Source organism: Formosa agariphila KMM 3901, from assembly GCF_000723205.1.
In the GTDB taxonomy this organism is placed as follows: Bacteria; Bacteroidota; Bacteroidia; order Flavobacteriales; family Flavobacteriaceae; genus Formosa; species Formosa agariphila.
Genome location: NZ_HG315671.1, coordinates 3,471,953 through 3,494,451, shown reverse-complemented (window position 1 = coordinate 3,494,451; position 22,499 = coordinate 3,471,953). Strand labels below are relative to the sequence as shown.

The window sequence follows — 22,499 nt, the reverse complement described above, 5'->3', positions numbered from 1 at the left end:
CTATGGAACATAATATAGCAGTTGGATTAGATATTGGAACCACAAAAATTGTGGCCATGATTGGTCGTAAAAACGATTACGGAAAATTAGAGATTTTAGGAATAGGACGCTCCAAAAGTTTGGGTGTGCATCGTGGTGTTGTTAGTAACATAACGCAAACCATTCAATCTATTCAACAAGCCGTGCAAGAGGCAGAAGCTTCTGCAGGACATAAAATTGAAGGTGTAACTGTTGGAATTGCAGGGCAACATATTCGTAGTTTACAACATAGTGATTATATAACGCGACCAAATTCGGAAACCGTTATAGATGAATCTGATATTGATCAATTAATCAATCAGGTTCATAAATTAGTAATGCTTCCTGGAGAAGAAATTATTCATGTGTTACCTCAAGAATATAAAATTGATGGTCAGCCGGAAATAAAAGAACCAATTGGGATGCATGGCGGACGTTTAGAAGCTAATTTTCACGTTGTAGTTGGTCAAGTATCATCAATTAGAAATATTGGGCGTTGTATTAAAAGTTCCGATTTAGAATTAGAACGTTTAACACTAGAGCCCTTGGCTTCAGCTAATGCTGTATTAAGTCAGGAAGAAAAAGAAGCTGGTGTAGCACTTATCGATATAGGAGGTGGTACAACAGATTTAGCTGTGTTTAAAGATGGTATTATTCGTCATACCGCAGTTATTCCTTTTGGTGGAAATGTAATTACTGAAGATATAAAAGAAGGCTGTTCAATTATTGAAAAACAAGCCGAACTTTTAAAGATAAAATTTGGATCTGCTTGGCCAGGAGAAAATAAAGACAACGAGATTGTTTCTATTCCAGGATTAAGAGGTCGAGAGCCAAAAGAAATTACACTGAAGAATTTATCGAAAATTATTCATGCACGTGTGGTAGAAATCGTAGAGCAAGTATTTTTAGAAATTAAAAATTACGGTCACGAAGAACAAAAAAAGAAACTAATTGCAGGGATTGTGTTAACTGGTGGTGGTGCACAATTAAAGCATTTAAAGCAATTGGTAGAATATATTACTGGAATGGATACCAGAATAGGATATCCAAACGAGCATTTAGCAGGCGATAGTAATGAAGATATTACAAGTCCGTTATATGCAACCAGTGTAGGTTTAGTTTTAGACGGATTAAAACATCAAGAACGTAAACAACGAGAAGCTAGAATTGAAGAAATTGAAGAAGAGGAAGTACAAAGCCCAGAAACAATTACAGACGAAATTCTAGAGGAAAAGGAAGAGTTAAAAGCCGTTCCAACCGAAAAAAAGGAGCGCAGAAGTTTTTTGGACAAATTTACCGACACCATCAAGGATTTTTTGGACAAAGCGGAATAATAAAAAAGTTAAGCAATATTTTAAAACAGATATTGTTAAAAATAAAGAATTAGAAAAGTAAAGATTAAAACCCAGTAAAAAAGAATTTATGAGCAGCAACAAAGAATTCGCAAGTATCTCATTTGACTTACCAAAGAACCAATCAAATGTAATTAAAGTTATTGGTGTTGGTGGTGGTGGTAGTAATGCCATCAATCACATGTTCCAACAAGGCATTAAAGGCGTAGATTTTGTAATCTGTAATACAGATGCACAAGCGCTTCAAAACAGTGGTGTTCCAAATAAAATTCAGTTAGGATTAGACCTAACCGAAGGATTAGGAGCCGGTGCAAACCCTGAAATAGGTGAGCAATCTGCTGTAGAAAGTTACGACGACTTAAAACGTATGCTGGATACCAACACAAAAATGATATTTATTACTGCTGGTATGGGTGGTGGTACAGGTACTGGAGCTGCACCAATCATCGCAAAAATGGCCAAAGACCTAGATGTCTTAACTGTCGGTATTGTTACCATGCCTTTTCAGTTCGAAGGTAAAATGCGTAATGAACAAGCACAAAAAGGAATTGAAAAATTACGTAATGTAGTCGATTCTTTAATTGTGATAAATAATAACAAACTTCGTGAAGTTTACGGAAACCTTGGTTTTAAAGCAGGATTCTCTAAAGCAGACGAAGTGTTAGCCACAGCTGCTCGTGGTATAGCCGAAGTTATTACACATCACTACACACAAAACATCGATTTACGTGATGCTAAAACGGTTTTAAGTAATAGTGGTTCTGCAATTATGGGGTCTTCAATTTCGTCTGGTCAAAACAGAGCGAAAGATGCCATAATGAAAGCTTTAGACTCTCCTTTATTAAACGATAATAAAATTCAAGGTGCTAAAAACGTGTTGTTGCTAATCGTTTCTGGTGAACAAGAAATTACTATCGATGAGATTGGTGAAATCAACGATCATATTCAAAGCGAAGCTGGTCATGGTGCCAATATTATTATGGGGGTTGGTGAAGACGATTCGTTAGAAGAATCTATTGCTGTAACTATAATTGCAACTGGTTTTAATTTAGATCAGCAAGATGAAATTTCAAATACAGAGGCAAAAAAAGTCATTCATTCTTTGAATGAAGAACAAAACCTAGATAAAGAAGAAGCGTCTAAAATAAGTCGTGAACCAGCTATAATCCCACCAAGTGTAGATTTAAAAGCAGAAGTTAAAGCACCTGAAGTTATAAAACATACATTAGATATTAACGACTTACAAGATTTTGATGCTCCAGTTAAAAAGGAAACACCAAAACCGTCTAATACAGCAGATTTAGTTGAAACAACTCAAGCGGTAAAAGATATTGAAGTCACGTTCGAAAACTTATCAGATTTCGATGTCGATGTAAATGATTTTGTATTTACTGAAGTTAAAAATGGTGTTGCTGAGACAGAGATTCCTGAGGAAGATGAGAAGCAAATCACCTTAACTTTCGATATGCCTTTACAGCAAAGTAAGCCTACTTTAGAATCGCAAGAAGAAGTAGAAGAAAAGCCCGTAATCAAGCATTCATTAGAAGATACAGATAAGGTTAAAAATACTGCGGTTAATGAGTATGTAGAGCTAATTAATGTAACAGAATCTAACGAAAAAGGTGAAGTAAGATACGTACTAGACGATTATGAGGAGCAAGAGGAAGAGCGTAAGGCTGTGGTTAAACAAGAGAAGAAACCTATTCACGACGATACTTTAAGCAATTTTAATCAAGACGTTAGTTTTGTTAAGAAAGAAGCAACTCCAGAGCCTACTCGAGTAACACAGCCAGAACCAGTAGAGCCTATAGACCCAATGAATACGCCAATATCTGAGATGCTTAAAGAGCGTGCAGAAGAGCGTAGAAGAAAGATGAAGGATTTTAATTATAAATTCAATACATCTAAAATTGATGAAATAGAAAAAATTCCAGCATATAAACGCCAAGGCGTTAATTTAGATGAAACACAACACTCTTCAGAGAATAATATGTCGGGTACAAGTTTAAGCGTAGACGATAATAATGATATTCAATTAAGAAGTAATAATTCATTTTTACACGATAACGTAGACTAGATTAATAGCAGATTTTAGTTCAATTAATTACCATTTAAACCCAGAAACTCTATGATGTTTTTGGGTTTTTCTTTTATCTTCGCAGTAAATTAAAATTATGGGTTTACAACAAGATATCATGACAGCTATGAAAGCTGCTATGAAAGCCAAAGATCAAACAGCCTTAGCTGCTTTAAGAGCAGTAAAATCGGAGTTGTTATTAGCACAAACAGAATCAGGTTCTAAAGAAGAAATTACAGAAGAGCAAGAGATTAAAATACTATCTAAATTGGTAAAACAACGTAAGGATAGTGCTGCTATTTTTACAGAACAAAACCGAACAGATTTAGCCGAACCAGAATTAGCACAAGCCGAAGTTATTAGTCAGTTTTTACCAGAGCAACTAAGTGAAGCAGATATTGAGAAAGTTGTATTAGAAGCAATCTCTAATTTAGGTGCAGAAGGTATGAAAGATATGGGAAAAGTTATGGGTGTTGTTAACCAGCAATTAGCAGGTAAAGCAGACGGTAAGACCATCTCAACGTTAGTAAAAAAGAACCTAGTTTAGGTTAAAATATAATTTTTAAATTCCTATGTAGATAGGAATAATGGCTGCGTAGTTCAACTGGATAGAATATCAGATTTCGGCTCTGAGGGTTGGGGGTTCGAATCCCTTCGCGGTCACAGTTTAAAAGTGTAATTATTTTAAATGTTAGATAATTACACTTTTTTTATTTGGTGATTTTTTAATATCTGAAGATGTGAATTTTAATTCTATACAAATTTAATCACTTTATTTTTATTATATATATAATATACCCATTCACTTTATTAAATTCTATAATAAAATTATTGTGTGAAATCTAAAATCTTCAATTTGAGTGATAAGAATGCAATTATTCGTAACTTTGAGGGCTTTAATATAGGTAAAGTCCTATAGTAAATTGAACCAATAACGGGGTAATGGAGTACAAACACTTAGTACAAGAGATAAAGGAAAATAGTCAGCGTTTTAGAAATAAAAACGCAATTTTTTTTAAAAATAATGAACTTAATACTTGGGAAGGTATTTCTTGGTTAGATTTTGAATCTCGAATAGAAATACTATCTAAAGCCCTTATTAACTATGGTATAACACCGCAGCAAAATGTTGCTATTTTTTCAGAGAATATGCCTAATTGGATTATTGCAGATCTTGCAATTATGAGTGTTAGAGCTGTAACTATTCCAATTTATGCAACGAACTCTAAGAAAGAAGTTGAATATGTCATTAACGATGCAGAAGTTAGTCTGCTTTTTGTTGGTGATCAGAATGAATATGATAAAGCTTATGAGCTTTTAGATAGTTCTAATTATCTAAAATTAATAGTTGCGTTAACCAAAACCATCAAGCTACAACCTTCAGACAATTCAGTGTATTTAGAAGATTTTGTAGCATTCAAAGCTTCTGAAACTATTGAAATAGAACTTCAGAAAAGGGATTATGAGCGTGAATTAGAAGATTTAGCAAGTATAATTTATACCTCAGGAACTACAGGAGAACCAAAGGGTGTTATGTTAGATTATACAAATTTTGGAGGTTCATTAATGGCTCATGATTATGAGTTAGAAGTTTCAGACAAGGATGTTTCTTTAAGTTTTTTACCCTTAAGTCATATTTACGAAAGAAGCTGGGTATTCTTTTGCTTGAAAAAAGGAATTGAAGTATACTTTAATCAAGATCCTAAAAAAATTGTAGATGTTATTGCAGAAGTAAAACCTACTTTAATGTGTACAGTACCTCGAATTTTTGAAAAGATTTTTGCTGCAATTCAAGATAAAAGAAAAGAGGCTTCGCCTACTAAAATGAAACTGGCTAGTTGGGCATTAGGAGTAGGTAACAATTATTATAATAAGCATAAGCGCTTAGAAAAGAACGTGCCTCTAGCTTTGAAGTTAAAATACAATATAGCCGATAAGTTGGTGTTAAGTAAGTTGCGTGATGTATTTGGTGGACGTATAAAATTTATGCCTTGCGGAGGAGCTCCATTGGCGCCAGATATGGTTTCGTTTTTTCATTCGTTTGGACTTAATATAAAATGTGGTTATGGATTAACCGAAACAACGGCAACGGCAAGTTTATTTGGAGATACATTTTTTGAATTTAATTCTGCAGGAAAGCCTATAGAAGGCACTCAAATAAAAATAGGAAACAATAATGAGGTTTTAGTAAAAGGTCCTGGTGTAATGAAGGGCTATTATAAAAAACCGGAAGCTACTGCTGAAGTCTTTGAAAGTGGTTGGTTTAAAACGGGAGATGCAGGTAAAATAGATAACAGTGGTAACTTGATTATTACTGACAGAATTAAGGATTTAATGAAAACTTCTGGAGGAAAATATATCGCACCTCAAAAGTTAGAAAACGCACTAATTACCGATTCTTTTATAGAACAAATAGCAGTAATTGGGGATCAGCAAAAATATGTAACAGCTTTGGCGGTACCAAGCTTCGATAATTTAAAAAAATATGCTCTTGAGCATAAAATTAACTTTAAAGATGTTGAAGATTTAATTACAAATAGTCAGATTATAACCCTTTTTGAAAAGCGATTTGAGGAGCTTCAGAAAGAGTTCTCTAAATTCGAAAAAATTAAAAAATTCACATTACTACCAAAAGAGTTTAGTATTGAGTCTGGAGAAATAACTGCAACTTTAAAACTGAAACGAAAAGTAATTCAGAAGAAGCATAAAGAGCTTATAGATAAAATGTATTCAGATTAAAAATATTCAGGCTAGTATAGCTTAAATTTAGATTTTATTACCTTCTTACTGTTCTTTTCATCAAGTTATTAAAAGGCTTCTTAATGTGCTTAAATCTAAAATTTACAACTTCGATTTAATAAATTCTTTAATGCGTTCTCTATCATTTAGGACATCGGCTCTGTAATTTTTGTTTATTATAAAAAACCAGGAGCGGTGTAATAGTAGTTTTGAAAAATCTAGGTAAGCTAACGTTTTGTAATGAATAGAATTAAATGCTTTATATCTGTTTTTTAAACTATAAATACTTCGATAATAAGCTGCCCTAATGGAATGTGGAGGTTCAGGAATATCTTTAAAATATAAACTTCCTAAGTTTAAATTATTTAATATATGAGGATTATTAAACAATTCATTTCTCTCCTTAGGGTTTAAATGTGGAAGTAAAACAATAGAGTCGTAACAGTTTTTTAGTCCGATATAATTGTAATACGATCCAGAATCATTAATCTGAAAGTTTAAGATGTTATGAATTAGTAAATGCTTAGGGTGGGGAATAGGTATCCCAGTAATATTTATAAACGTTTTATCTTTTAATACATCTTTTGGGTGTAAATCTTCTTGGTCTTTATCTAATACTTTAAAATGGACTTCTACTGCACCAATATAATCTTTAGAAGCTAACCTTAAAAGATGCTTGTCCTCGAAGTATTTAGGGTTTATAGTCGGTTCTTTAGCATAGGTATAACCTTTATCAACTAAAATTTGAAATGCTTTTTCACTTTGTTCTTTAGGTACTAAAAGGTCGATATCTCCAAGCATGCGTTCTCCACTATCTTCGTAATAATTTGAAGCAATCATGGCCGCACCTTTTAAAAAGACATGTTCAATATTCTGTTTTATAAACCAAGAATTAATATGTTTTACTTCGTTCAATAGAGATTCGTTTCGTTCTTTATTAAGACTATAAATGTATTTTAAATACTCTTGAAGATCTTCAGGTAAAAGCTTTAATAGTTTTTTAGATTTAAGTCGACTGTAAATCGTTGGTATAATAAGGTGTTTACTACCTAATTTTACAATGGCTTCCCAATCTAAATTTTCATTACTAATATCTTGTTCTAAAGAAATAGTGTCTTCAGAATTAAAACTCAATATGTGAGCGATATCAGATAATGGAGTTCCAAGAGGATTCATAAACGATTATTTAGTCGTTGTCAAAGATAGTTGAAAAGATATTAATAACATCTTGATTATTGCTATATGTAAGTTTGTAAAAAGTAACAGTACTAATCCAGTCCAAGAAGGCTTTTGCATTTTCTGGTTTAGGAGAAATCCAAGAATCTGGAATTAATATCTCTAAAGCTGTTTTAATATCAATTGGTTCTAATAGAGCTTTGCTTTTAGGTTGGTAATTTACTAATACAATTGTATTACATGGGACATGTTTTACTTCCGGTTCTAAACTAGGCACGTATTTAATCCCTCCTTTGTGATTTTTTAGATAGTTTTGAGGAAGATTGTCAAAGTTATGTACAATACGTTTAATTTTTGAAAAAGCGCCTGGTTTGACAGATATTCCAGCAGGTAGATAATAAGTGTTTAAATTGTTTCTAAGAATAGGTGTGTTATCATCTGCTATTAAATTATATCCACTGTTAGTCAGAATTGTTGTTAAAGTGCTTTTTCCACTTCCTGACTTACCAATAAGCATGATAGATTCTTTTTTGTTAGATATGGTTGAAGCGTGAAAAATACCTAACCAATCATGTTCTTTTTTTGAATATAGAGAACAAATAAATTCTGTGTTAAATTGCCCTTGTAATTTATGAAATCCAGTGTGGGAATAATTTTTTATAAAATTATTGTTCTTAAAAAAAACAATTTGGTTATTTTCTTCGTAGAAATCAAACCAATAGTCTGCTTTAGTTTCGAATTTGGATTCTAAATGAGCTATCTGAGGATGTATGTATTCTAATAAAGTATCTGTTTGAAAATATATTGTAAATTTATGGTCACTTGTCTTGTATGACTTTGATATGTTTCTGTAATTGGTGTCAATTTTTAGTTTACTCTTTAATTCGGTTTTCAAAGGAATACTTCTGTCTCTTAAAAAAAGTTCTATATCGTCAAGTAACTCTTTAGATTCTTTAGTAGAAAAATTTAGCTTTTGCTTATATATAAGGACGCATTCTTTTTTATTTTTTTAGTTCAGAAATATACGTATGCAAAAAAATAATCTGTTAGTGATTATCGTGTATTCATTCGATTTCTCGAACCATAATATCACATAGTCACTAACAGATTTAAAGTATTTATAAGCAAATTTAACTTGCAATTAGAAGTTACTTTTTACTGAAGTATTGCCCACTTGTGTTTCTTCGAAAGAATTTTGCTGAGTAGCTGAAGGGTTAATATTTACACCGGTGTCTTCATTGCCACCCGCTTGACCATCACCTCCAGGATTAATTGGGGTACTTCTATCGTTAGCACGTAAAGGACTTAGTACTGCAAATGTCCCAACAGCGGTGAACGCAGCGTATTTCCCCATTTTTTTTAAGGCTTCTTTACGAGTTATTTCTGTATTTTTATTTTCCTTTTTCATAGTGCAAATATAAATTAAGTTTTTTGTATTCAAAATGTTATTTTAAAATAACACGTTTGGTAGTTCGGTTTCCAACTTGATTTTCAACTTTCACAATATATATCCCGCTACTGTAATTGTTAGCGTTAATAGTGTATTCGTTTACCGAATTGGATAAAACAGAATTGTTTATTTGTCTACCTTGAATATCGTATACGATTATTTTTGTGTTCTTTTCTAGATTACCTTTTATTTTAATACTCTTATTTCCTGTGAAAAATTGTAAAGATTCTAATGTGTTTTTTTCTACTATACTTAATCTATTAGCATCAGAAACATGTAATATAAAACGCCCTAAACCATTTAAGCTTTCTTCTGCAGTAAAAACATATGCCTTATCTGTTAATGTCGTCCAAGTGTTTGTTTTAGTATCTTCAAGTATAATAGTTGCCGTGCTATTTAAAGTATTTTCTTTAATATCAATAGTAATTTGCTGTCCTTTTGGAGCTATAATACCTAAAGGTATAGCAGTCCCTTCGTTGTCTAAGGCCGTATTTGGCATAGTTTGAATTGCTAATTTATAACTAGGATTTGATTCTACTAATTGTGTAAACATTGTAAATCCAGAAGCATTATTACCAAAGATACTAGAGTCAAATCCCTGGTCTAATCCAAGTGTAGTCTCGTCGTTAAAATAGATTTCGGTACTATGTTTTTCTTCTGCCGAAGTAGATAAATTTAAAGTTAGAAGAGATGGCGCAGTAGTTCTTCCTGCTATAAAATCGTCTCCTCCTTGAACTTCTCTCATTCCTCTAATGAAATTCATCGTGGTACTAGTTAATTGTGTAGCGATATAGAACCCTTGGCCTGGCGCCATATGTGTCGTGCTACTTTCATTATATACAGTCCAGTTCGTTCCATTATACGCATAAACCCCACCTTTACCATTCTCCATTTTTGATTTGTTATAGTTAACAAATTCAGGGATATTTAGGTAAGTTGTGTACGGGTTACCAATTAAATTCCATTGAGAAGCTGCTCCAGCAGGAGCATGTTCAACGGATTTATTATAATTAGTAGTGTGATTTAGGCCCTTAAAAGATAATATATTGTCGCTAGTGGTTTTCGTAGCAGCTCTATATCCTTCTGCTGTTTCTAATATTTCATCTTTCTCATTTAATGAATCCCATTTTAAATAAACTCCTGGGTTTTTAATGAAAGGACCAAATTCTTTTACTCGTGAATTTGATCCACTCGTTGCTAATTTAGTTTCGTTTCTTGAAGCAAATGTACCGAAATCTTCTCCATAAACTGGAGCAGTGACTAGGTCATTAGTATCATATTCTTTAACCCATAAATTATAAGTCATACTACCTGTTGAAGAACCGTTAACATATAGACTTCCATAAGAATTACTTGTAGAGTTTACTATTAAGTTATCATCGACTAGTAAATCATTAGCTATATATAATGTTGCGTTTTCTGCAACCGTAGCACTTCCCGTCCCTGAAATAGTCAAACTTTTAACTCTAGTAATTCCAGTGAATTCATAATTTCCAGCTACAATAATAGCATCTTTAGCTTGTGAGGCATTAGAGTCTTCTGGAGTGCCATTCATCCATCCGTTGTCATAGATGAATCCTGTGAATCCAGTAATGCTACCTTTAACTTTGAAATTATCAAAACCTAGATTAACATTTGTATATAAATTACTAGCGTTTCCGAATGGAGGTGGTCCTATATTATAATTTACAACAATAGATAAGGAAACATTAGTTGGATTTGGGTGAGCAGGATAATCATTTAAATCTATAGTAATAGAATTTGAACCAGTATTACCTGAAAATTGTAAAACTATATAATAAACAGTATCGTCAATATTTAAAGTAGCGTAAGTTGAAGGAAATATACTAGAAGTACTTTCGTACATGTAATCAAAAGAAATTTTCACATCCTCATATTCGTCAATTGCTAAAGATTCATATGCAAGGGTGTAAACTGAATTATTAGGATTAGTAAGTGGATTTTTAAGCCCCCAAAATTGATTGCCTGCAGACGGCACTAAAGTACTTAGACTTGAAACTTTTCCCCAAATTACATTGTTTTGAGTTGTTCCTGTGTCTGGAATCTCATTTAAATCCCAATTTCCAACACCTTCAAAACTTTGAGTGGCAACAGTAATTTCCTGCCCAAAGGACGAATGTGTTATAGTTAATAAAAAGACTAATAATAAATAGTAAATTTTCTTCATAGTATTACTTTTTTTTTGATTCATAGCAACTCACATAAAGTAAGTGTTTTAAACTAAATTTAAAAGATAGTTTTTGAAGCGCAAATATAATTAAAAATATACACTGTGTTTTACAATAGTATTAAACTTTGTTTGTTTTTGCTAAAATTATTGAATTTAAGGGTTTAAGGATGAAAATTATTATTTTATCATGAGGTTATTTGCCGATTTAATGATGGATGTTGTCTAATAATGAGTTGAATGCTCAGATAGTCAGTTTTTTATACTTAAATTATTATGCGTCTATTAATTTATACTAAAAAAAACATGAATATCTCTCCCGCTTTTATTCAGCAAATAAATATACCTAATTCTATTATTTTGGGTGTATTCTTCTCTTTTCTTTTTTTTATTATTGTGTATTATTCTTTTTTAATGATAGAAATGGTGTATGTAATTCGGTTTAAGAAACCAATGTTTGTACATTTTTACATGTCGTTAAACAAAATGGAGCAAAGAGACGTGAATCTGTTATATGAGAAATTCGACTTTTATCGGAGTTTAAACACTAATCAGCGCTTACATTTTAATCATCGCGTTATTGCTTTTATTAAAGACAAACAATTTATAGGAAGAGGAGGTTTAGAAGTGACTAATGAAATGAAATTACTGATTTCTGCACATGCTGTTATTCTGACTTTTGGTTTTCGTGACTTTTTTATAGGTTTAATAGATAATATTTTTATATATCCGGATAAATTTTATTCTACAACCAACAAGGCCTATCATAAAGGTGAAATGAACCCTAGAATGAAAGCTTTGGTTGTATCTTGGGCAGATTTTAATAAAGGTTTTAATGCTTCGAAGCACAATAAGAGTTTAGGTATACATGAATTCACTCATGCTATACATTTAAATAGTTTGAAAGAAGGAGATGTGAGTTCTAGTATTTTTACAGATAGTTTTGAAGAGTTAACCGCGCTGTTAAGTAAAGATGAATTGTTAAGACAGCGATTGTTAGATTCTCGTTTTTTTAGAGAATATGCATTTGTAAATCAATTTGAATTTTTGGCTGTAATAATGGAGCATTTTATAGGGGATCCGAAAGAATTTCGTTTACAGTTTCCTCAAATTTATGCTAAAACTAGACAAATGTTGAATTTCGATTTTAAAGGATATTGAAACGTGTAATTCAAGATGTGTTTTAAAAGTCTACTCAAATCACCTATTAAACATATACTGTAATTCTGTATAATTGTTTTAATATGAACACATTGTTAATTATTATGGTTTACAACGTTTTCGTTAAAATCTTTATTGAAATTGTTTTTGATATTAATAAAAAGGAGTAGTTTTGTTACTCGTTTTAAAAGCCTTATGTTAGAATCACTAATAACCTCAAAAACAAGAATTCGCATTCTAGTTAAGTTGTTTCTCAACTCAAATAACAGTGGTTATTTACGTGGTTTAGCATTGGAGTTTAATGAATCTACAAATTCTGTAAGAAAAGAATTAAATCAATTATCTTCGGCAGGCTATCTCGGGAAAGAGAAAGAGCAAAATAAAGTTACTTACAAAGCAAATACAAATCATCCGCTTTATCAACCATTACAAAATATGGTTCGTAAATACGTGGGGTTAGATACTATTGTTCAAACAGTATTATCTCGTATGGGACATGTGTCTCGTGTAATTGTTATAGGTGATTATGCAGAAGGGTTAGATTCAGGTCTTATTGATGTTGTGGTAGAAGGAAAAGAATTAAATACTGTGTATATTAATCAAATGGCAGGTAAAATTGAATCTGAAATAAAAAGGAAGGTTAATTTTACTTTTACAGATAGTTATCAGCGTAAAGATGGTTTCGTTATTTATGATGAACTTATAGAGCAGTAAAGAATACATGGTGTTATGTCAAGGTGTGGAAACAAAAAAAAGTTCAAGAAAATCAAATAGATGTAGGTTAAAACTTGTTATCTAGTTAAAATATAGATTTGGATTTTAGAATGATAGAAAGAAAAAAGTATTTGTACCTTTGTTGCCGTTTATGGTTTTGGAGAGACTTTTGAATCAGGAGTGAAACAAAGTTTTTTTTATAGCGTAAGGTGTTCGATTTTTACTTTGAAACAGATAAAACATTGTTATAAAAGGTGATTAAGTTGATGTTTTAAAATGAATTGAAAATATCATAGGCTACAAATAATATGGTGCTTAAAAAAAAGAGAGATTTTGTAGTTTAATTACAAATTCAATAAAATATATGAAATAATTGAAATAACTTTTATTTAGGGGCGCTGCAGTATAGCTGTGGTGAGATATTAAATGTTGATAAATTTTGAATTATTTTTAGAAAAAATTTATGTTTAAATCTTGTAAAAAATATGACTAACAATACCATTGCAATCATTGGTTTAGGCTATGTAGGATTGCCTCTAGCTGTAGAATTTGCTAAAAAGTATAATACTATTGGTTTTGATATTAATACCAATCGTGTTGCAGAACTTAATAAAGGAGAAGACCACACTTTAGAAGTGAGTTCTGAAAATTTAAAAAAGGTGCTTCAAGATGAAAGTGGATTAAAATCTAATGCTATAGGTTTATTGCCAACTACCGATGTCTCACATTTAAAGTCGGCAAACATATTTATCGTAACGGTTCCAACTCCAACAGATAAAAATAATCGTCCCGTATTAACACCTTTAATAAAGGCGTCTGAAGTTGTTGGTAAGGTTTTAAAGAGAGGTGATATTGTAATTTACGAATCTACAGTATATCCAGGTGTTACAGAGGATGAATGTGTTCCTGTGTTAGAAGCTCAAAGTGGTTTAAAATTCAATGAAGATTTCTTTGCAGGGTATTCACCAGAACGTATTAATCCAGGGGATAAAGAGCATACTGTTGCTAAAATATTAAAAGTAACTTCGGGTTCAACTCCTGAAATTGCAGAAGTAGTAGATCAATTATACAACTCGGTAATTACAGCAGGTACATTTAAAGCAACTTCTATAAAAGTTGCAGAAGCAGCAAAAGTTATTGAAAATAGTCAACGTGATATTAATATTGCATTTGTAAATGAGTTGGCAAAAATATTCAATTTATTAGATATTAATACTCATGACGTTTTAGAAGCTGCAGGTACAAAATGGAATTTCTTACCATTTAAACCAGGACTTGTAGGAGGACACTGTATAGGTGTTGATCCATATTATCTAGCGCAAAAGGCACAAGAAGCAGGATATCATCCGGAAATTATTTTAGCAGGTCGTCGTTTAAATGACAGTATGGGAGAATATGTATCTCAGGAAATAGTAAAGGAAATGATTGGGCAGGGACAATGTATTAAAGGGTCTAAAGCATTGTTATTAGGGATTACTTTTAAAGAAAATTGTCCAGATATTAGAAATACAAGAGCTATTGATATTTATCATAGTTTAAAAGGATATCATATGGATGTAGATGTTTATGATCCTTGGGCTAATGTTGCAGAAGTTAAACATGAATTTGGTATAGATTTAGTTACTAATATTGAAGGAAATACATATGATAGCATTATTCTAGCTGTTTCCCATAAGGAATTTTTAAAGTTAGATATAGCTAAACTTAAAGCTACTAACGCAATTGTTTATGACGTAAAAGGCATCCTCCCTAATGAGATAGTTAATAAACGTTTGTAATTGGAATCTTGAAAAAAATAATTATGATAGCAGAATTGAATAAACCTAGTTTACAAAATAAAACGGTTTTAGTAACAGGTGGAGCAGGCTTTATAGGTTCAAATTTAGTAGAGGTTTTATTAGAAAACAAAGCAAATGTAATTTGTTTAGATAATTTTTCAACCGGACATAAACATAATATTGAATCTTATTTGGCAAATAATCAGTTTACGTTAATAGAAGGCGATATTCGTGATTTAGAGATTTGTCATAAGGCTTGTCAAGGTGTAGACTTTGTGTTGCATCAGGCAGCTTTAGGGTCGGTACCAAGGTCAATTGTAGATCCAATTACTTCAAACGAAGTTAATGTAAATGGCTTTCTAAATATGTTAGTAGCTTCACGCGATGCAAAAGTGAAACGTTTTGTATATGCAGCGAGTAGTTCCACTTATGGAGATTCTGAAGGATTACCAAAAGTAGAACATATAATAGGGAAACCATTGTCTCCATATGCAATCACTAAGTATGTTAACGAATTATATGCAGATATTTTTAACTCAACTTATGGGTTGAATACTGTTGGTTTACGTTATTTCAATGTATTTGGTCGTCGTCAAGACCCTAACGGAGCTTACGCGGCAGTTATTCCTTTATTTGTAAAACAGTTTATGAAACATGAGAGTCCATTAATTAATGGCGATGGTTCTTATTCACGCGATTTTACTTACATAGATAATGTATTGCAAATGAATCTGCTAGCCATTACAACTACTAATGAAGAAGCTCTGAACGAGGTGTATAATACAGCTGTAGGAGATCGTACTACATTATTAGAATTAACAAATTATTTAAAAAAATACTTGTCTAAGTTTGATGTTGAAATAGCAAAAGTAAATATCAAACATGGACCAAATCGTTTAGGAGATATTCCACATTCATTAGCTAGTATTGAAAAAGCAAAGACAAAATTAGAATACCAACCAACGCATACTATCGAGAAAGGTATTGAAGAGGCAGTAGCTTGGTATTGGAAGAATTTATAGAAAAAAATAAAGTAAAAACATAATGAGCAATAAAGTAGCTTTAATTACAGGTGTAACGGGCCAAGATGGTGCCTATTTGAGTGAATTTTTATTAAAAAAAGGATATGAAGTTCACGGTTTAAAACGTCGATCTTCACTTTTTAATACAGATCGAATCGATCATTTATATCAAGATCCACATATCGATAACCGTAATTTCTTTTTGCACTATGGCGATATGACCGATAGTACAAATTTAATTCGTTTAATAAAAGAAATTCAACCAGACGAAATTTACAATCTTGCAGCGATGAGCCACGTACATGTGTCTTTCGAAATTCCTGAGTATACTGGAAATGCAGATGGATTAGGGACGTTACGTATATTAGATGCTGTGCGTTTATTAGGTATAGAAAAGAAAACAAGAATTTATCAAGCATCTACTTCAGAATTGTATGGTAAAGTACAAGAAGTACCACAATCGGAAACTACGCCTTTTTATCCGCGTAGTCCGTATGCGGTTGCAAAAATGTATGCATATTGGATTACCGTAAATTACCGTGAAGCTTATAATATGTATGCTTGTAACGGAATTTTATTCAATCATGAATCACCAATTCGTGGGGAAACGTTTGTAACACGTAAAATTACAAGAGCCGTTTCCAGAATTGCTTTAGGACTTCAAGATAAATTTTTCTTAGGAAATTTGGATGCAGAACGTGACTGGGGACATGCGAAAGATTATGTTCGTATGATGTGGATGATTCTTCAAGCTGAAGAAGCCGAAGATTGGGTTATTGCTACTGGAAAAACAACTCGTGTTAGAGAATTTGTAAGAATGGCATTTGCTGAATTAGGAATTACTTTAGAGTTTAAAGGCGAAGGCGTTGAAGAAAAAGCCTATGTTCTTGCGTGCGAAAATCCAGATTTTCAATTAGAAAAAGGAAAAGAAGTGTTGGCTGTAGATCCTAAATATTTTAGACCAACTGAAGTTGAATTGCTTATCGGAGATGCTTCAAAAGCAAACAATAAATTAGGTTGGATTCCGAAATACGATTTACAAGATTTAGTAAAAGATATGATGCAAAGTGATATCAAGTTGATGCAAAAAGATCAGTTTTTGAAAGAGAACGGATATGATACTTTAAATTATTTCGAATAGGCTTAAAACTGTAAAATGAATAGTATACATAAACAATCCAAAATATACATTGCAGGCCATCGTGGTATGGTGGGTTCAGCTGTATGGCGAGCTTTAGAAGCAGATGGTTATACAAATTTAATAGGAAAGACGAGTTCAGAATTAGATTTACGTAACCAAGATGCTGTTTCAGAATTTATAGCTTCAGAACATCCAAATGTTATTATAGATGCTGCAGCACGTGTTGGAGGAATTTTAGCAAATAGCGAGTTTCCTTATCAATTTTTAATGGAGAATTTACAAATTCAAAATAATTTAATTGATACGGCTCATAAACAAAATGTAGAGAAGTTTATCTTTTTAGGAAGTTCATGTATTTATCCAAAATTAGCGCCACAACCATTAAAAGAGGACTGTTTGTTAACAGACAGTTTGGAGCCTACAAACGAATGGTATGCCATTGCTAAGATTACAGGTGTTAAAGCTTGTGAAGCTATTAGAAAGCAATATAATAAAGATTTTGTAAGCTTAATGCCAACAAATTTATATGGCTCTTTCGATAATTTTGATTTAAATACTTCACATGTTTTACCAGCTATGCTTCGTAAGTTTCACGAGGCGAAAGAGAATGGAAACACACCCGTTACCTTATGGGGAAGTGGAACGCCAATGCGTGAATTTTTATATGTAGATGATATGGCTCAAGCTGTAGTATTTGCTGTAAACAACAAGCTTCCAGAACATTTATATAATGTCGGTACAGGTACAGATGTTACAATAAAAGAATTAGCAGAAACAATTCAAAATGTTATCGGACATCAAGGCGATATTATTTGGGATTCAGAAAAACCTGACGGTACACCTAGAAAGTTAATGGATGTTTCTAAGCTAAAAGGTGCAGGTTGGAAATATGAAATAGAATTATTACAAGGAATTAAAAAAACTTATGCTTGGTTTTTAGAACATCATGCTTCTCTTAAACAAGTTAAATTATCTAAATAAATTAGAATGAAAATTAAAAACATTTGTTGTATCGGTGCGGGGTATGTTGGAGGCCCTACAATGGCGGTAATCGCTCAAAAAAACCCAGGAATTAAAGTTACTGTAGTTGATTTAAATGAAAAACGTATAGCTGCGTGGAATGATAGTAATTTAGATAATTTACCTATTTATGAACCTGGTCTAGATAAAGTTGTTGGAGAAGCTCGTGGAAGAAACTTGTTCTTCTCAACTGAGGTAGATAAAGCTATCGATGAAGCCGAAATGATATTTATTTCTGTTAATACTCCAACCAAAACTTATGGTGTTGGAAAAGGAATGGCAGCAGATTTAAAATATATTGAATTATGTGCACGTCAAATTGCTAGGGTATCTACAAATGATAAAATTATAGTTGAAAAATCTACATTACCGGTTCGTACAGCTCAAGCAATTAAGAATATTTTAGACAACACAGGTAACGATGTTAATTTTCAAATTTTATCAAATCCAGAATTTTTAGCCGAAGGAACTGCTGTTGAAGATTTGATGGCGCCAGATCGAGTGCTTATTGGAGGAGAACAAACACCAGAAGGTTTAGAAGCTATAGATGCTTTAGTCAACGTTTATGGAAGTTGGGTGGCAAGAGAAAATATAATTACTACGAACCTTTGGTCATCTGAATTATCAAAATTAACAGCTAATGCATTTTTAGCACAACGTGTGTCTTCAATAAATTCGTTATCTGAATTATGTGAAGTTACAGGAGCAGATGTTAATGAAGTTGCAAATGCCATTGGAAAAGATAGTCGTATCGGTCCTAAATTCTTAAAAGCCTCAGTTGGTTTTGGAGGCTCTTGTTTTCAAAAGGATATTTTAAACTTGGTATATATTGCTAAGTCTTATGGCTTAGATGCCGTTGCCGATTATTGGGAACAAGTCATTATAATGAATGATCACCAAAAGCATCGTTTTGCTAAAAATATGGTGAAAACGTTATATAATACCGTATCAGGAAAGAAAATTGCATTCTTAGGTTGGGCATTCAAAAAAGACACAAATGATACTAGAGAGTCTGCTGCTATTTATGTCGCTGATATTTTACTAGACGAGCAAGCTAATATTGTTGCTTATGATCCTAAAGTTACTGCGGAACAAATGTATGGTGATTTAGACTATTTGCAAACAAGAGATTCATCGTCTAACGAAAAAGGCTTAACGGTAGTTAAAAATCCTTATGAAGCATTAAATGATGCTCATGCTATAGCTGTATTAACAGAATGGGATGAATTTAAAGGGTACGATTGGCAAAAAATATATGATAACATGCAAAAACCTGCTTTTGTTTTTGATGGTCGTAGTGTACTAGACAAACCTGCTTTAGAACAAATAGGTTTTCAAGTTTATGTAATCGGACAATAATTATGGAATCAAAAACCATTTTAGTAACTGGAGCAGCAGGCTTCATAGGATTTCATGTATCTAAGCAACTTTTAGAGCTTGGGCATAGCGTAATTGGTCTTGATAACATCAATGATTATTATGATGTGGATCTAAAATATGCACGGTTAGCTGAACTAGGTATTCAGAGAAATCAAGCTGAAAAGGAATTGAACCTTACATTAAGTAATAGTTTTGGAGAGCGTATGCAATTCATTAAAATGAATTTAGAAGATCGAGAAGCATTACCAAGTTTGTTTGAGTCTAATTCAATTGATATAGTTTGTAATTTAGCTGCGCAAGCAGGAGTCCGTTACTCTTTAGAAAATCCAAATGCTTATGCTGATAGTAACTTAATAGGTTTTTTAAACATTTTAGAGTGTTGTCGACAAAATAAAATTAAGCGACTAGTGTACGCTAGTAGTTCAAGTGTTTATGGGAATAGTGACGAAGTGCCATTTAAAGAAACAGCTAATGTAGATCACCCGATTAGTTTATATGCTGCCACAAAAAAAGCTAATGAATTAATGGCTCATACATATAGTCATCTTTACGGTTTTGAAACTATAGGTTTACGCTTCTTCACAGTTTATGGCCCTTGGGGGCGTCCAGATATGGCGATGCACTTATTTACAGATGCCATAATTAATGATAGACCAATCAAAGTTTTTAATAATGGGGAATTATCTAGAGATTTTACATTCATAGATGATATTGTATCAGGAGTAATTGCTACATTATCTGAGACTTCAGATAGAAGTTCATTATATAAATTGTATAATATAGGCAATAGTAAGCCTGTTAAATTACTAGATTATATTATCGCGATAGAAGAAGCTTTAAATAAGAAAGCAAAGAAAGAAATGCTTCCTATGCAGGCAGGAGATGTAAAACAAACTTATGCAGATGTTAAAGCTCTACAAAATCAATATAAATATATGCCTAGAACCAATGTTAAAGAAGGTGTCGAAGCTTTTGTAAATTGGTATAACACTTATTATAATTAATTAAAAATGCAAAATACAATAGAAAAAGAAGATTGGGATATTGAGATTTATCCTAAATCTAAATTATTAGATTTTAATTTAAAAGAAGTTTGGCGCTATCGCGATTTATTAACTTTGTTTGTACGTCGTGACTTTGTAGCAGTTTATAAGCAAACAATTTTTGGGCCATTATGGTTTTTCATACAGCCAATTTTAACCACAATTATGTTTATGGTTGTATTTGGTGGTATTGCTAAAATGAGTACAGATGGTATGCCGCAAGCTGTATTTTATTTGTCGGGAATTGTATTATGGAATTATTTTGCAGCAGCTCTATCTACGACCTCGAATACATTTGCTACTAATAAAGGAGTTTTTGGTAAAGTTTATTTTCCACGTATTATCTCCCCTGTTAGTGTTGTTATATCTAAATTATTAACATTTGGTGTGCAATTTATGTTATTTATTGTTGTATTCGCATATTTTCTAATTTTTACCGACGCACCAATAAAACCAAATGTTTTAATGCTCTTAACACCTCTATTAATTATAATGACCGCAGGAATAGCCTTAGGATTAGGACTGATTATAACATCTTTGACTACTAAATATCGTGATTTTACATTTCTATTGGGTTTTATTATACAATTAGGAATGTACGCTACACCAGTTATATATCCCGCAAGTTCTATAGAAGGTAAAATGAAACTCGTTATAATGGCAAACCCAATGAGTTCAATAATTGAAACCTTTCGATATGCTTTCTTAGGTGTCGGGAATTTTAGTTGGATAGGTTTGGCTTATAGTTTTATCGTTATGATTATTGTATTGGTATTAGGAATGATTACGTTTAATAAAGTTGAAAAAAGCTTTATGGATACGGTGTAATTAGATTGAAATTTAAAATAAAAAAAATGAAACCCGCAATAAAAGTTGAAAATTTAAGTAAACAATACCGTTTAGGATCTGTAGGAACAGGTACATTCTCACACGACGTTAACCGTTGGTGGCATACCGTTAGAGGTAAAGAAGATCCATATTTAAAGATAGGGGAGTCTAATGACAGAACAAGTAAGGGGAGTTCAGATTATGTTTGGGCAATGAAAGACATAAACTTTGAAGTGAAGCCAGGTGAAGTTTTAGGTATCATTGGTAAAAATGGAGCAGGAAAGTCTACTTTATTAAAATTGTTAAGTCGTGTTACTGCCCCAACCACAGGAAGTATTAAAGCTAAAGGACGTATAGCTTCATTATTAGAAGTAGGAACTGGTTTTCACCCAGAATTGACAGGTCGTGAAAATGTGTTTTTAAATGGAGCTATTATGGGTATGTCAAAACAGGAAATTCGCTCTAAATTTGATGAGATTGTAGATTTTGCAGGTTGTCAGAGGTATATAGATACGCCCGTAAAACGGTATTCCTCAGGGATGTATGTGAGGCTGGCTTTTGCTGTTGCTGCTCATTTAGAACCGGAGATTTTGATAGTAGATGAAGTTTTAGCTGTTGGAGATGCCGAGTTTCAGAAAAAAGCAATTGGTAAAATGAAGAATGTTTCTTCACAGGGAGGAAGAACAGTACTCTTTGTAAGTCACAATATGGCTTCCATACAAAATTTATGTACGAAAGTATTAGTTTTAAAGGATGGTAAATTTGCATTTTGGGGGAATACAGAAGAAGGTATTAATTATTATTTAACTGATAGTAGGAAAAAAGTTTTTACTAACCTTAATGAAAGAAATGACAGAGAGAATGGGAAAAATCTTCGTCATACTAATATTGAACTTCTGAATAATAATGATGAAGTTATAGAACACGCTATAAGTGGAGGTACAATAAAACTAAAAATATCGTTTACACTGAAAAAACCATTGAGAAGTGTTGCTTTTAGAGTTGTGTTTTCTAATATAGATGGACAAGATTTATTTTTATGTAACAATGCATACTGTGCTAATAGGTTAAATATTAGTGAAGGAGGTGAATTTAACTTTATAATACCAAAATTGCCGTTACCTGAAGGAGAATATTTTATACAACTTTCAGCATATTCCGAAGATGGTACAGAAGATGATATAGAAGGGGCTATGAAATTATTTGTAGACAAAGGAAACTTTTTTAATACAGGTTTTGTTCCTATTAAAAAAGATGGAGTTTTTGTAGAACATTATTTTGAAATTTAGTTCACCTATAAAAATTAGAAACTATTTTAGGAATTAAACTAGTATGCTAAGTATTTAAATACAAGTGTAAAGAAAATACTCTAATAAATACAAGTGTTATTATGTGAATTAGATGTAATAATT

The 22,499-nt window shown here is 32.2% G+C and carries 18 protein-coding genes and 1 tRNA gene; 15 read left to right on the top strand and 4 right to left on the bottom strand.

The genetic code is table 11. The features are described from left to right. Positions 1 to 2: 2 nt before the first annotated feature. The 5 genes from ftsA to BN863_RS14750 all read left to right on the top strand — a co-directional run bounded on the left by ftsA (position 3) and on the right by BN863_RS14750 (position 6,186). Positions 3 to 1,352, top strand: coding sequence for a cell division protein FtsA (ftsA, locus tag BN863_RS14770; protein ID WP_038531913.1), 1,350 nt, complete (start codon positions 3 to 5; stop codon positions 1,350 to 1,352). A gap of 88 nt (positions 1,353 to 1,440) precedes the next feature. After that, on the top strand, positions 1,441 to 3,447 hold the full coding sequence (gene ftsZ / locus BN863_RS14765) for a cell division protein FtsZ (protein WP_038531911.1): 2,007 nt from the start codon (positions 1,441 to 1,443) through the stop codon (positions 3,445 to 3,447). Positions 3,448 to 3,544: 97 nt separating this feature from the next. Next, complete coding sequence (locus BN863_RS14760; protein WP_038531909.1) at positions 3,545 to 3,994, top strand: GatB/YqeY domain-containing protein; 450 nt, start codon at positions 3,545 to 3,547, stop codon at positions 3,992 to 3,994. Positions 3,995 to 4,036: 42 nt separating this feature from the next. Further along, positions 4,037 to 4,110, top strand: a tRNA-Arg gene (locus tag BN863_RS14755). A gap of 279 nt (positions 4,111 to 4,389) precedes the next feature. Continuing rightward, positions 4,390 to 6,186, top strand: coding sequence for an AMP-dependent synthetase/ligase (locus BN863_RS14750; RefSeq protein ID WP_038531908.1), 1,797 nt, complete (start codon positions 4,390 to 4,392; stop codon positions 6,184 to 6,186). 102 nt (positions 6,187 to 6,288) lie between these two features. On the opposite strand, the gene BN863_RS14745 is transcribed toward BN863_RS14750, so the two are convergent. The 4 genes from BN863_RS14745 to BN863_RS14730 form a co-directional block, all read right to left on the bottom strand. Further along, positions 6,289 to 7,362 (bottom strand): nucleotidyltransferase family protein, encoded by a 1,074-nt coding sequence (locus BN863_RS14745; RefSeq protein ID WP_038531906.1) that lies wholly within the window; start codon positions 7,360 to 7,362, stop codon positions 6,289 to 6,291. Positions 7,363 to 7,372: 10 nt separating this feature from the next. Next, positions 7,373 to 8,257 carry a phosphoenolpyruvate carboxykinase (ATP) gene (locus BN863_RS14740; RefSeq protein WP_038531903.1) on the bottom strand — a complete coding sequence of 295 codons (885 nt, stop codon included), beginning with the start codon at positions 8,255 to 8,257 and terminating at the stop codon, positions 7,373 to 7,375. 246 nt (positions 8,258 to 8,503) lie between these two features. Then, complete coding sequence (locus BN863_RS14735; RefSeq protein ID WP_148304628.1) at positions 8,504 to 8,803, bottom strand: hypothetical protein; 300 nt, start codon at positions 8,801 to 8,803, stop codon at positions 8,504 to 8,506. A gap of 4 nt (positions 8,804 to 8,807) precedes the next feature. After that, on the bottom strand, positions 8,808 to 11,000 hold the full coding sequence (locus tag BN863_RS14730; protein ID WP_158409031.1) for a T9SS type A sorting domain-containing protein: 2,193 nt from the start codon (positions 10,998 to 11,000) through the stop codon (positions 8,808 to 8,810). Between the two features lie 486 nt (positions 11,001 to 11,486). On the opposite strand from BN863_RS14730, the gene BN863_RS14725 reads away from it, so the two are divergent. From BN863_RS14725 to BN863_RS14680, 10 genes are all read left to right on the top strand, one after another. Then, positions 11,487 to 12,161 (top strand): zinc-dependent peptidase, encoded by a 675-nt coding sequence (locus BN863_RS14725; protein ID WP_242404040.1) that lies wholly within the window; start codon positions 11,487 to 11,489, stop codon positions 12,159 to 12,161. Positions 12,162 to 12,356: 195 nt separating this feature from the next. Then, positions 12,357 to 12,875 carry a hypothetical protein gene (locus tag BN863_RS14720; protein ID WP_038531898.1) on the top strand — a complete coding sequence of 173 codons (519 nt, stop codon included), beginning with the start codon at positions 12,357 to 12,359 and terminating at the stop codon, positions 12,873 to 12,875. Between the two features lie 485 nt (positions 12,876 to 13,360). After that, the gene (locus BN863_RS14715) at positions 13,361 to 14,653 is read left to right on the top strand and encodes a nucleotide sugar dehydrogenase (RefSeq protein ID WP_038531897.1); all 1,293 of its coding nucleotides are present in this window, start codon (positions 13,361 to 13,363) and stop codon (positions 14,651 to 14,653) included. A gap of 23 nt (positions 14,654 to 14,676) precedes the next feature. Continuing rightward, complete coding sequence (locus BN863_RS14710; protein ID WP_193363884.1) at positions 14,677 to 15,675, top strand: SDR family oxidoreductase; 999 nt, start codon at positions 14,677 to 14,679, stop codon at positions 15,673 to 15,675. A gap of 22 nt (positions 15,676 to 15,697) precedes the next feature. Continuing rightward, entirely contained in the window at positions 15,698 to 16,816 is a 1,119-nt protein-coding gene (gene gmd / locus BN863_RS14705; RefSeq protein WP_038531895.1) for a GDP-mannose 4,6-dehydratase, read from the top strand. A gap of 24 nt (positions 16,817 to 16,840) precedes the next feature. Continuing rightward, positions 16,841 to 17,797: a GDP-L-fucose synthase family protein gene (locus BN863_RS14700; RefSeq protein WP_316930391.1), complete on the top strand. Its 957-nt coding sequence runs from the start codon at positions 16,841 to 16,843 to the stop codon at positions 17,795 to 17,797. A gap of 6 nt (positions 17,798 to 17,803) precedes the next feature. Further along, positions 17,804 to 19,195: a UDP-glucose 6-dehydrogenase gene (locus BN863_RS14695; RefSeq protein ID WP_038531893.1), complete on the top strand. Its 1,392-nt coding sequence runs from the start codon at positions 17,804 to 17,806 to the stop codon at positions 19,193 to 19,195. Between the two features lie 2 nt (positions 19,196 to 19,197). Further along, the gene (locus tag BN863_RS14690; protein WP_038531892.1) at positions 19,198 to 20,220 is read left to right on the top strand and encodes an NAD-dependent epimerase/dehydratase family protein; all 1,023 of its coding nucleotides are present in this window, start codon (positions 19,198 to 19,200) and stop codon (positions 20,218 to 20,220) included. Between the two features lie 6 nt (positions 20,221 to 20,226). Further along, positions 20,227 to 21,087: an ABC transporter permease gene (locus BN863_RS14685; RefSeq protein WP_038531891.1), complete on the top strand. Its 861-nt coding sequence runs from the start codon at positions 20,227 to 20,229 to the stop codon at positions 21,085 to 21,087. Positions 21,088 to 21,113: 26 nt separating this feature from the next. Next, positions 21,114 to 22,376, top strand: coding sequence for an ABC transporter ATP-binding protein (locus BN863_RS14680; protein ID WP_038531890.1), 1,263 nt, complete (start codon positions 21,114 to 21,116; stop codon positions 22,374 to 22,376). Positions 22,377 to 22,499: the final 123 nt, after the last annotated feature.

Excerpts from the sequence above, each read along its gene's own strand:
- ftsA (WP_038531913.1), top strand. The coding sequence starts at position 3 with ATGGAACATAATATAGCAGTTGGATTAGATATTGGAACCACAAAAATT.
- ftsZ (WP_038531911.1), top strand. The coding sequence starts at position 1,441 with ATGAGCAGCAACAAAGAATTCGCAAGTATCTCATTTGACTTACCAAAG.
- BN863_RS14760 (WP_038531909.1), top strand. The coding sequence starts at position 3,545 with ATGGGTTTACAACAAGATATCATGACAGCTATGAAAGCTGCTATGAAA.
- BN863_RS14750 (WP_038531908.1), top strand. The coding sequence starts at position 4,390 with ATGGAGTACAAACACTTAGTACAAGAGATAAAGGAAAATAGTCAGCGT.
- BN863_RS14745 (WP_038531906.1), bottom strand. The coding sequence starts at position 7,362 with ATGAATCCTCTTGGAACTCCATTATCTGATATCGCTCACATATTGAGT.
- BN863_RS14730 (WP_158409031.1), bottom strand. The coding sequence starts at position 11,000 with ATGAAGAAAATTTACTATTTATTATTAGTCTTTTTATTAACTATAACA.
- BN863_RS14725 (WP_242404040.1), top strand. The coding sequence starts at position 11,487 with ATGGAGCAAAGAGACGTGAATCTGTTATATGAGAAATTCGACTTTTAT.
- BN863_RS14720 (WP_038531898.1), top strand. The coding sequence starts at position 12,357 with ATGTTAGAATCACTAATAACCTCAAAAACAAGAATTCGCATTCTAGTT.
- BN863_RS14715 (WP_038531897.1), top strand. The coding sequence starts at position 13,361 with ATGACTAACAATACCATTGCAATCATTGGTTTAGGCTATGTAGGATTG.
- BN863_RS14710 (WP_193363884.1), top strand. The coding sequence starts at position 14,677 with ATGATAGCAGAATTGAATAAACCTAGTTTACAAAATAAAACGGTTTTA.
- gmd (WP_038531895.1), top strand. The coding sequence starts at position 15,698 with ATGAGCAATAAAGTAGCTTTAATTACAGGTGTAACGGGCCAAGATGGT.
- BN863_RS14695 (WP_038531893.1), top strand. The coding sequence starts at position 17,804 with ATGAAAATTAAAAACATTTGTTGTATCGGTGCGGGGTATGTTGGAGGC.
- BN863_RS14690 (WP_038531892.1), top strand. The coding sequence starts at position 19,198 with ATGGAATCAAAAACCATTTTAGTAACTGGAGCAGCAGGCTTCATAGGA.
- BN863_RS14685 (WP_038531891.1), top strand. The coding sequence starts at position 20,227 with ATGCAAAATACAATAGAAAAAGAAGATTGGGATATTGAGATTTATCCT.
- BN863_RS14680 (WP_038531890.1), top strand. The coding sequence starts at position 21,114 with ATGAAACCCGCAATAAAAGTTGAAAATTTAAGTAAACAATACCGTTTA.